Origin of the sequence: Salipiger marinus (assembly GCF_035481585.1) — a bacterium.
Lineage (GTDB): Bacteria > Pseudomonadota > Alphaproteobacteria > Rhodobacterales > Rhodobacteraceae > Salipiger > Salipiger marinus.
On record NZ_JAYKSL010000047.1, the window covers coordinates 1 to 9817 of the forward strand.

General features: G+C 60.8%; 9 protein-coding genes. 7 read left to right on the top strand and 2 right to left on the bottom strand.

Features of this window, described 5'->3' with window-relative positions; translation table 11 throughout:
* The first annotated feature begins 403 nt into the window (after positions 1 to 403).
* On the top strand, positions 404 to 634 hold the full coding sequence (locus VK682_RS27415) for a helix-turn-helix domain-containing protein (protein WP_425262622.1): 231 nt from the start codon (positions 404 to 406) through the stop codon (positions 632 to 634).
* Between the two features lie 16 nt (positions 635 to 650).
* Here the strand turns inward: VK682_RS27415 and VK682_RS26510 are convergent, their stop codons facing one another.
* Entirely contained in the window at positions 651 to 872 is a 222-nt protein-coding gene (locus tag VK682_RS26510) for an ATP-binding protein (protein ID WP_324782920.1), read from the bottom strand.
* A 320-nt stretch (positions 873 to 1192) separates the two neighbouring features.
* Between VK682_RS26510 and VK682_RS26515 the strand changes: the two genes are divergently transcribed.
* On the top strand, positions 1193 to 1921 hold the full coding sequence (locus VK682_RS26515; protein ID WP_324782921.1) for an AAA family ATPase: 729 nt from the start codon (positions 1193 to 1195) through the stop codon (positions 1919 to 1921).
* Positions 1918 to 2238 carry a hypothetical protein gene (locus VK682_RS26520; protein ID WP_324782922.1) on the top strand — a complete coding sequence of 107 codons (321 nt, stop codon included), beginning with the start codon at positions 1918 to 1920 and terminating at the stop codon, positions 2236 to 2238. Before VK682_RS26515 ends, VK682_RS26520 begins: the two co-directional genes overlap by 4 nt.
* On the opposite strand, the gene VK682_RS26525 is transcribed toward VK682_RS26520, so the two are convergent.
* Positions 2229 to 3266, bottom strand: a complete 1038-nt coding sequence (locus VK682_RS26525) for a replication initiator protein A (protein ID WP_324782923.1) — start codon at positions 3264 to 3266, stop codon at positions 2229 to 2231. The two genes, VK682_RS26520 and VK682_RS26525, sit on opposite strands and share 10 nt — an antisense overlap.
* Before the next feature lie 429 nt (positions 3267 to 3695).
* Between VK682_RS26525 and VK682_RS26530 the strand changes: the two genes are divergently transcribed.
* The 4 genes from VK682_RS26530 to VK682_RS26545 all read left to right on the top strand — a co-directional run.
* A complete protein-coding gene (locus VK682_RS26530) occupies positions 3696 to 5291 on the top strand; it encodes an HsdM family class I SAM-dependent methyltransferase (RefSeq protein WP_324782924.1) in 1596 nt (531 codons plus the stop codon).
* Positions 5288 to 6214, top strand: a complete 927-nt coding sequence (locus VK682_RS26535) for a GIY-YIG nuclease family protein (RefSeq protein ID WP_324782925.1) — start codon at positions 5288 to 5290, stop codon at positions 6212 to 6214. The genes VK682_RS26530 and VK682_RS26535 overlap by 4 nt, the downstream gene beginning before the upstream one ends.
* Positions 6211 to 7377, top strand: a complete 1167-nt coding sequence (locus VK682_RS26540; RefSeq protein WP_324782926.1) for a restriction endonuclease subunit S — start codon at positions 6211 to 6213, stop codon at positions 7375 to 7377. Before VK682_RS26535 ends, VK682_RS26540 begins: the two co-directional genes overlap by 4 nt.
* Before the next feature lie 15 nt (positions 7378 to 7392).
* Positions 7393 to 9817, top strand: a 2425-nt coding sequence (locus VK682_RS26545; protein ID WP_324782927.1) for a DEAD/DEAH box helicase family protein, incomplete at its 3' end; no start/stop codon positions are given.

Sequence of the window (9817 nt, forward strand, 5' to 3'; positions counted from 1 at the left end):
ATTTCCTATCGCCGCTGGGTCAGTTCTCAGTGACATCCAACAACCACATGACCGGTCGTCGATGTTAGGCACGGTTCCGGATCGCCTGATGTCAAACGACATCAGGAACTGATCCCTCGACGTCACGAAGAACTGTCCCCCTCCATTCTGGGCTGAACCTTGGTGTTGTCTTGCGCCGGAGCGGCCTGCTGCAGAAGGCCGCTCCGGCGCTTTTCGCGAAGTCGGTAACCCGTGGACGCAAGCCAGGGTGCGCATCTTCCGTAGCCAACATAAGGTGCCGGTCCATCGCCCGGCTGAAATGGCCGAACGCGGCGAGCTGACGCTCGAAGAGNACCCGTGGACGCAAGCCAGGGTGCGCATCTTCCGTAGCCAACATAAGGTGCCGGTCCATCGCCCGGCTGAAATGGCCGAACGCGGCGAGCTGACGCTCGAAGAGGCCGCCAAGCGCCTCAGGGTGAGCAAGATGACGGTTCTGCGCCTGATCAGTGCCGGCACGATAACCGCGAGCCAAGTCTGCAAAGGGGCGCCATGGGCTATTCCGGAAGCACAGCTCTCAGCGATCGAGGGCACGGAGCTTCAGCGAGCTCGCCTGCGAACATCCGATCAAAACCAAAAAGTAATGAACTTCCAATAACGTAGACAGGTGTGCATCATGACATTGACTCAGGTGGCCCCAGGAGCAGCACGGCCTCGCGATTGGCGATGAACCGCCCGGTGGCGAGGTCCCGGATCTGGCCGCGGTCGATGGACGGCTGCGCGGCGAAGTCGAATCCGGCAAGGTCGCGGTGGAACGGGAAGCGGGCCAGGCCGAGGCTCATCTCGATCCGGCGCTGGTCCTTGCGGGCGATCTCGCGCTCACACAGCATAGTCATCCCTGCGCTCAAAAATCGAAACGCAATGGTTGCCGTGGGGCGGGAAGGCTTTCTCGAACCGGCCTTCCGGGCCGTGTCGAACGGTGATCGCCTCGCCCAGGTCGAGGACGCGCACATGCCGGATACCGGCCAGGGTTTCTCCGCAGGCCCTCGCAGCCTTCACCTAAGCCTGCCATCTGCAGATTTGGCATGGGGGGTCTCTGTATCAAGTGACGCCTTAACGAACCAAAAATATCTCTAACTTTAGAGTTATATTTGTTATTAACAACACTATTAACACTAAGATTGACGTTGACTTTAATATTGATATTATAGCTCGCATGTTTGTCATCGCCTTCGCAAATCCCAAGGGTGGCTCAGGGAAGACGACCGCCGCCATGCTCCTCGCCGAGCAGATCGCTCTCTCGGGCGGCCGCGTGGCTCTTCTGGACCTCGACCCCAACGCGAACATCGTGAGCTGGGCCCGAGCGCGGAAGGCCGAAAGTCGTGAGATGCCCTTCGCAGTTCATGCCCGACCCGCCGTTGAGGACACTGTCGAGGTGATAGACCGCATTTCTGCGGGAACGGACTACTTGATCATCGACCTGGAGGGCTCCAAGGATCAGGTTGTTACCTTCGCACTATCCCGCACGGACCTGTGCATCATTCCCCTCGATGGTTCTCCGATGGAAGCTCGTCAGGCCGCTGCAGCCGTCCGCCTGGTTCAGACCACTGCAAGCATGATCCGCTCTCCTATCGCCTTCGCGCTGCTCTTTACGCGCACCAATGCCGCCTTCCAGAGCACCGACGAGAGGGACGTGCGGCAAGAGATGGAAATGCACAGTGTTCCGACCCTGCCGGTGAGGATCGCCAAACGCGCGCCCTATACCCGCATTTTCAGGGACAGCGTGCTTCTGGACGAACTGCTCCAAATCGTCGCGGTTGAGCACGCTGGCAAGACGGCTTCCGTCACCGAAAAAGCACTGAAGCAGGTCACTTCGGCCATCGAGAATGCCCGTGACTACGCCCAAGCGGTCATCGACACGCTGACGAAAGGGAGGGCTGCATGAGCAAATACGGTTTCGGGGGAGGGGGCATAGAGCTTCCCAAACTGGATACAGCGTCCCCAGCGCGGCCGAGGCTTGAGCCGCAGGTGATCGAAAAGGCCGTCCAGGCTGGCTCTGAGCTTGGCTTTGTGAACCGGGAGCCATCGCCGCGACTGAAGCCCGGGCCAAAGCGGCGGGAGCCGCAGGACAAGGTATCAATCCCCGGTCCGAAGCGGGTTGTCGACGCGTTCCGCGCATACTGCCAGCACCGAAACATCACGCTGTGGGAGGGCTTGGAGCAGCTCATGACAATCGAGAAGGGCAGGGGGGATCAAGGGTAACCCTTCTTCTCGAACCACGTCTTGCAGAACTTGAGAAAGAGCGCGTCCGCATCGGTCACGGGGCGCCCGATCCCTGACCACCAAGATGAAAATTCATCCGCCAACGCATAAGTGTCCCAACCTGGTGCTGCTTGGCGGGCAAGCTGGTAGACATCTGATGACAGAGCACTTCGGACCGCATGCACGGCTTCTTCCTGCCTCTCGCGGTCCTTTGGCATCGTGTTGCGGTTGACGAAGGTGACCTTGTCCTTCTCTTCGTCGAAAACGATCATATAGTCTGGAAGGAAATCGCCCTCGATGATCGGCTTCATCTGGCGCCGAAACTCGCGCAACGTGCCCTTTGAGCCTGACTTCTTGTGAAGCGTAGCCATCAGGAACGTCCAACCTTCATCCTGCCCGACGGCTTTCCTTGCGATCTCGTAGATTCGCCGTTCGATAGGGCGGGAAAGTCGGAAGTAGTCACGGTGCAGCGTCAGGACCTTCATCTCACGGACGGTGTCGAGCACCATTTCAGAGAGACTCAGTTCGATGCTCTTGATCTTCCCCGTCCTCTCATCGGTCGCCATCCGGGCCCCGTCGATGATGCCCATCCATTCGTCAGTTCGAGTCCCTTCGAAAAGGACATTCGTGCGGAACCGGGTGCCATCGATGCGGTCCAAAGAATCCGACAAGGCGTCATAATCACGGCCGCCAACACCACGCTCCGTGAAGATGAGGAAGGCATAGGGATCGATCCGAACACGCTTCGAGATCGGCCTGCCTTCTTTCATGCCCGCGATGAGCTGGGAGATCGCGTAGATGATCAGGTCTTTGTCGTAGATTGTCGGCAAGCCTTTGATGCTGGGGCGGAACTCAATCCAGTTGCCCTTCCCGTCTTCATATCGACGGGGCTCACGATCAGGCTTTTTCGACAGCGAGTAGAACGGGTGCTCCATGCTCGCCATGTCATCCTTCAGGATCACGTCCGTGATGTCACAGACGAAGAGGTCTCCTTGGGGGTGGCGGACGGGCTTCAGATACTCGCTCATTCGACCTCGATGTGGATGTGCAACGTGGGTAAGTGCTCGGGATTCACACACACCCCTTGTATACTTCGGGAATCACACACACAATGCAAGCAATTCTTGTAGCTCAATAGCGTCAGACAGGCCTTCAACGAGGGGGAAAAGCATAGGATGGGGATGATCCTGGGCCGTTTTCATACCTCGAGGAAGAGGTATGAACAGGCAAAGACCTTGCCTGTGGATAAGTTCTACAGGAGTCGGGATTCACACACGGATTTTCGGGATTCACACACGCCAGAGTCGGGATTCACACACACAAGGACCTGATTCGGAGGTACCTAGGGCTTTGTTTTAGAAAGAATTTCCTTGGATGCTGGAATCCCTAAACACCAACACTTAAACCCATATAAAACACCCACCGGGCTGCCACCCGACAAAAGCGAGAAGACAGGGATGATCACAGGCGAACTGAAGTCGAAGATCGACGCGATCTGGAACGCGATGTGGACTGGCGGCTTGTCAAACCCTGCTACGGTAATGGAGCAGCTGACCCTACTCCTATTCTTGAGGGGCCTCGATGAGGTACAAACCCGCGAAGAGCGCCAAGCTCGCGCCCGAGGAACAAGAATCGAACGCAACCTTTTTCCGGAGGGTCATGACAGCATTCCCATTGTGGACGAGGTTGGCGCCAAAATTGCGGACGGGCGACCATATGCAGATCTGCGGTGGACAAGATTTGCAACCTTGCCACCAGCGGAGATGCAGGAAGCTGCAGAGAACCACCTGGTCCCCTTCCTTCGACGCTTAGGCTCCGACGGAGCCCCCCTGCGCAAGCACATGGCGGGAACACGCTACGAGATCCCCACAGGACGCCTTCTGGCAAAGGTCGTCGACCTTGTCTCGGACTTGCCCATGGACAGGCGGGATACCAAGGGTGATCTCTACGAATACATGCTCTCGAAGGTTGCTGCAGCGGGCCAGAACGGTCAGTTCCGCACGCCGAGGCACATCATCCAGCTGATGGTCGCCATGACTGAGCCACGTCGGGATGACGTGATCTGCGACCCGGCCTGTGGCACGGCGGGATTCCTGGTCGGTGCTGCCGAATACCTGCGCCAGAACCAACCAGACGCATGGACGGATCCGGACGCCCGCCTGCACATAGAAACAGGCATGTTCCACGGCCATGACTTCGATGGCACGATGTTGCGCCTCGGTGCGATGAACATGGCGCTGCACGGGTTCGAAGATGCCTCGATCCTCTACCGTGACAGCCTCACGCAAGAGCACGGCGACGAGGCGGAGGCCTATTCCCTGATCCTCGCCAACCCGCCCTTCGCCGGCTCGTTGGATACCGAAGCCGTAGCCAAGGACCTCACCCGGATCGTAAACACCCGGAAGACCGAGCTGCTCTTCCTGGCCCTCTTCCTGCGCCTCCTGAAGCGTGGCGGTCGCGCGGCGGTCGTCGTCCCGGACGGCGTGCTCTTTGGCTCCAACAGGGCCCACAAGGAGGTGCGGCGCATCTTGGTCGAGGATCAGCGGCTTCAAGGTGTGCTCAAGCTCCCAGCGGGCGTCTTCCGCCCCTATGCCGGGGTTTCGACCGCCATCCTACTCTTCCAGCGCACCGACTCTGGCGGCACGGACGGCGTGTGGTTCTACGACATGCACGCCGACGGCCTCAGCCTCGACGACAAGCGCAACCTGCTGGTGCCCGAGGACAAGATCGGCCCCTGGGCCGACCTTTCCGAGGACGAGGAGAAGCTCAACGATCTCCCCGACGCGCTCGCCCGGTGGCAGGAACGCGAGGGGGCAGAGAAGGACAATCCCCGGACCTCGCGCAGCTTCGTCGTTCCGAAGGCCGAGATCGCCGCCGCAGGCTACGACCTCAGCCTCAACCGGTATCGTGAGATCGAGCACGACGCGGTCGAGCACGAACCGCCCGCCGAGATCCTGTCGCGCCTGCGCGAAATGGAGCGTGACATCTTCGACGGCCTCGAGGAGCTCGAGAGGATGCTCGGCGACGGGACCGTGAAAGAGGCCGCCGAATGAGCAATGACGAGACCTACGGCCGCACGATCCAGCTCTTCCTGGTCGACGGCAAGCCCACGGGCCTGCGCAAGGCGACGATCCACGGCTGGACCGGGCTTCTGTTTGTCTCCGGCGCCTCGGCCTTCGGCGACCTCACGGCGCGGGACGAGGTGGACCGCACCGGTGTCTACATCCTGTCCGGCCCCGATCCCGACAAGGCGGCTGGCACGCGGGTCTATATCGGCTCGGGCAACTCGGTGGCCGAGCGGATCAGGCAGAGCGCCGTGAAGCGCGACTTTTGGGAAACGGCGATCACCGTCACCACCAGCGATGACGACCTGTCGAAAGGCCATGCCGAATATCTGGAGGCGCGGCTGATTCAGGTGGCGGCGCAGGCGGGGCGCGTGACGCTGGACAACGGCACACATCCCGACTTCCAGCGCCGCCGCCTGCCCGAGGCCGACGTGGCGAACATGGAGCAGTTCCTCGCCAACCTGCGGATCATCCTGCCGGTGATCGGGCTCGACATGCTCAAGCCACAGCCAAAGGCGGTGACACAGACCGCCCAGCCGGTCGAGCAGCGCACCACCGGCGAGGTGCAGTTCGAGATTCGCCACAAGAGCGGCGTGAAGGCCACGGCAGTGGAGGAGGATGGCGAGTTCATCGTGCTGGAGGGGTCGGAGGCCAGATACGATTCGGGTGCCGAGCGGAAAGATTACGATGCTTTGAAGGAGCAGTTGATCGAAGACGAGGTTCTCGTCGACAAGTCTGAAGACCTTTGGATGTTTTCCAAGCCATTCGCGTTCAAGAGCCCATCAGCTGCGGCCTCAGTCGTGCTGGATCGGAACGCAAATGGTCGAACCGAATGGAAGGTGAAAGGCGCGAGCCAGACCTATCACGACTGGCAGCAGACGCAGGCTTTGAGGCAGGAGGTGGCGGAATGAGCTGGGTGACTGCCAAGCTCTCACAGGTCGCAACGATCGAACGAAACTCGATCGCGCCTGACGCGATTACATCCGGAACGACTTATGTTGGCCTTGAGCACATATCCTCGGGAGGCGCGAGCCTGTCGCCGGTTCAGGTCGAAGCCGGAGAACTGTCCAGCAACAAGTTCGCCTTCGATGCCAATACGATCTTGTTTGGAAAGCTACGCCCCTATCTTGCGAAGGTTGTAGCGCCTTCGGTATCAGGTGTGTGCAGCACTGACATCCTACCAATTCGTCCGCATGGAAACCTCGACAAGAAATTCTTGCTTCATTTTCTTCTCAGCCCGAAACAGGTGGCGTATGTCGCCAATAGAGCGACAGGTGCGAACCTCCCGCGGTTGTCTCCGAAAGAATTGGCGGCAATGGAAATCCCCCTCCCGCCCCTCGAGGAGCAGCGGCGGATTGCGGGGATACTGAATGCGACCGACGCCCTGCGTCGCCGCCGCCGCGAGGTCCTCGCCCTGCTCGACACCCTCCCGGGCGCGATCTTCGCGGAGATGTTCGGGGACGTCCACGAGACCTATACCTTGAAAGAAGCTGGGACCGACTTCCGGTATGGCACCTCGTCGAAATCCCAGGATCACGGTCTTCCGGTCCTCCGCATCCCGAATGTTGTCGGTGGTGATGTCGATCTCTCCGAGATCAAGACGGTGCCGCTCAGCGCAAAGGAAGAGGCTCGGTTCGCCCTGAAAGATGGCGATATCCTCTTGGTGCGGACCAACGGAAATCAGGCATACGTCGGCCGATCTGCGGTATTCAAACGCGAGAAGGTCGCCGCGCATGAAATGGCGGATCGGACTTGGTCATTCGCTTCCTATCTGATCCGAGCCAGATTGAAGGAAAAGGAATTGCTTCCTGATTTCATCCAAGGTTTCCTGTCCTCGGCGGCTGGAAGGAAACAGTTATTGGCCTCATCGAAAACATCTGCTGGGCAATTCAACATCAATACCGAGGCACTCGGGGCGATCCGGGTTCCCAAGGTCGCTGTCCCGGCACAGGCCGCATTCGTAGACCGTGTGGCTGAAATCAAGAACCATCGGCAACAGGTATTGGACCACCTCTCCGAACTCGAAAACCTCTTCGCCTCCCTCCAAACCCGCGCCTTCGCCGGAGAGCTCTGACCCCGGGACATCGCCATGACCGCCAGCAACTTCGCCCATCTCGAACCCGACTTCCCCGCCGTCCACGCCGCGGCAACCTCGGCCGAGCGGCTGGCGATGTCGGAGCCCGAGGCGGCGGCCATTCTGGCGGGCAAGGCGGTGGAGCTGGCGCTCGGCTGGGCCTTCGCCCATGACGCGGGCTTGACGCCCCCTGCCCAGACTGGGGCGAGCCGGATGATCAACGATCCCGACCTGCGCACCATCATGGGCCAGAAGGTCCACGCCAAGGCCCGCTTTATCAACCTCGTCCGCAACAAGTCCGCCCACGAGGGCGCGACCCTGAAGCCCGAGGGTGCGCGCCAGGTTGTGGAGGAACTGCACCACGTCCTTCACTGGTTCGGCCGCACCTATGCCCGCCGCCAAAAGCCGCCTGAGCCGAACAATTTTGACCCGGCCCCCCTGACCGCACGGGCCGATCTGGTCCGGGACGCCCGCCGCAAGATCGAGACGACCGACCGAGAACTGGCGAAACGCACGGAGGAACTCGAGGAGCTGCGCGCGAAATACGCCAGCCTCGATGATGAGCTGAAGGCAAAGCGCGCCGAGGTCGCCAAGGCGCGCGCCGACCAGATCGCCGATCCGCACGACTACCACGAGGCGGAGACCCGCCTGCGCTTCATCGACCTTCTGCTCGCCGAGGCGGGCTGGAGCGATCTCAAGGAGGGCAGGGACCTCGAGTATCGCGTCGAGCCGATGCCTAACGAGAAGGGCCATGGCGTCGCCGATTACGTTCTCTGGGGCGCCGACGGCCTGCCCCTCGCCGTGGTCGAAGCTAAGCGTACCCGCCGCGACCCGGCCGAAGGCAAGCGCCAGGCAGAGCTCTATGCCGATGCGCTGGAGGCGATGCACGGCCGCCGCCCGGTCATCTTCTACACCAACGGCTATGAGCACTGGATCTGGGACGACGCGCGTAAGATCCCGCCCCGGCGCCTGGGGGGCTTCAAGACTGCGCTGGAACTAGGCGAGATGATCGCGCGCCGCAACGACGCGAAGCCCTTGGTGTCCCAGACGCCCAAGGCAGCCATCGCGGGCCGCCCCTACCAGACCCGCGCGCTCGCCCGGATCGCGGAGCATTTCGACGGGGGCTCCCGTAAGGCGCTGCTGGTGATGGCAACCGGCACCGGCAAGACCCGCACGGTCGTTGCGCTGGTCGACATGATGGTGCGGGCCGGCCTCGTGAAGCGGGCGCTGTTCCTTGCGGACCGGATCAGCCTGGTTCGGCAAGCGCGCAACGCCTTCGCCGCCCATCTGCCGGACAGCTCGCCGGTGAACCTCGTGACCGATCCGCCCGGTACCGGGCGCGTCTACGTCTCCACCTACCCGACGATGATGAACCTGATCGACCGCGCCGACAGGAGCGGTCGCCGGTTCGGACCAGGGCACTTCGACCTGGTGATCATCGACGAGGCGCACCGCTCGATCTACAAGCGCTATCGCGCGATTTTCGAGTGGTTCGACAGCTACCTGGTCGGCCTGACTGCGACTCCGCGCGATGAGGTCGACCGCGATACCTACCGCATGTTCGACCTCGATCCAGGCCATCCTACCGACTTCTACGGCCTTGAGGAGGCGATCGAGGACGATTTCCTTGTTCCCTTTGACCCCATCTCGCTGCCGACACGGTTCATGCGCGAGGGTATCCGTTACGACGATCTTTCCGACGAGGAGAAGGATCAGTGGGACGAACTCGAGTGGGGTGAGGCTGGGCGACGGGAAGAGGTCACAGCTGGCGAGATCAACACGTATCTGTTCAACGCCGACACCGTCGACAAGGTGCTGGCGCACCTGATGACTCACGGCATCCGGGTCAATGGCGGGGACCGGATCGGCAAGACGATCATCTTCGCTGCCAACAAAGCTCATGCAAAATTCATCGAGGATCGCTTCAACGCGGGATGGCCCAGCTACGGCGGAACCTTCGCTAGGAGCATCGTGCATGGCGAAAGTTACGCCCAGAGCCTTATCGACAGTTTTTCGATTGCCGGAAAGGAGCCGCACATCGCGATTTCGGTCGACATGCTCGATACGGGTGTGGACGTGCCGGAGGTGCTCAACCTCGTCTTTTTCAAGCTCGTCCGGTCCAAGACGAAGTTCTGGCAGATGGTGGGCCGTGGGACGCGCCTTTGCCCCGACCTTTTTGGCCCCGGCACCCGAAAAACGGAGTTTCGGATCTTCGACGTCTGCGGAAACCTCGAGTTCTTCGGCTCAAACCCGGAGCTGTCCGACCCCGCGGTGCCCAAGTCTCTCACGGAACGCTTAATCGAAACGAGGCTGAAGGTCGTTCAGGCAATCGACCAGACTGTTTCGCCGCATGTCTCGGGAGAGCCAGCCGTGACCACAAAGCCGGACGAGGTCGGTCTGGACTTGCCCGGCTTTAGTGGAGAGCGTTTAGCTCACTTCC

Excerpts from the sequence above, each read along its gene's own strand:
- VK682_RS27415 (WP_425262622.1), top strand. The coding sequence starts at position 404 with ATGGCCGAACGCGGCGAGCTGACGCTCGAAGAGGCCGCCAAGCGCCTC.
- VK682_RS26540 (WP_324782926.1), top strand. The coding sequence starts at position 6,211 with ATGAGCTGGGTGACTGCCAAGCTCTCACAGGTCGCAACGATCGAACGA.
- VK682_RS26510 (WP_324782920.1), bottom strand. The coding sequence starts at position 872 with ATGACTATGCTGTGTGAGCGCGAGATCGCCCGCAAGGACCAGCGCCGG.
- VK682_RS26525 (WP_324782923.1), bottom strand. The coding sequence starts at position 3,266 with ATGAGCGAGTATCTGAAGCCCGTCCGCCACCCCCAAGGAGACCTCTTC.
- VK682_RS26535 (WP_324782925.1), top strand. The coding sequence starts at position 5,288 with ATGAGCAATGACGAGACCTACGGCCGCACGATCCAGCTCTTCCTGGTC.
- VK682_RS26530 (WP_324782924.1), top strand. The coding sequence starts at position 3,696 with ATGATCACAGGCGAACTGAAGTCGAAGATCGACGCGATCTGGAACGCG.
- VK682_RS26520 (WP_324782922.1), top strand. The coding sequence starts at position 1,918 with ATGAGCAAATACGGTTTCGGGGGAGGGGGCATAGAGCTTCCCAAACTG.
- VK682_RS26515 (WP_324782921.1), top strand. The coding sequence starts at position 1,193 with ATGTTTGTCATCGCCTTCGCAAATCCCAAGGGTGGCTCAGGGAAGACG.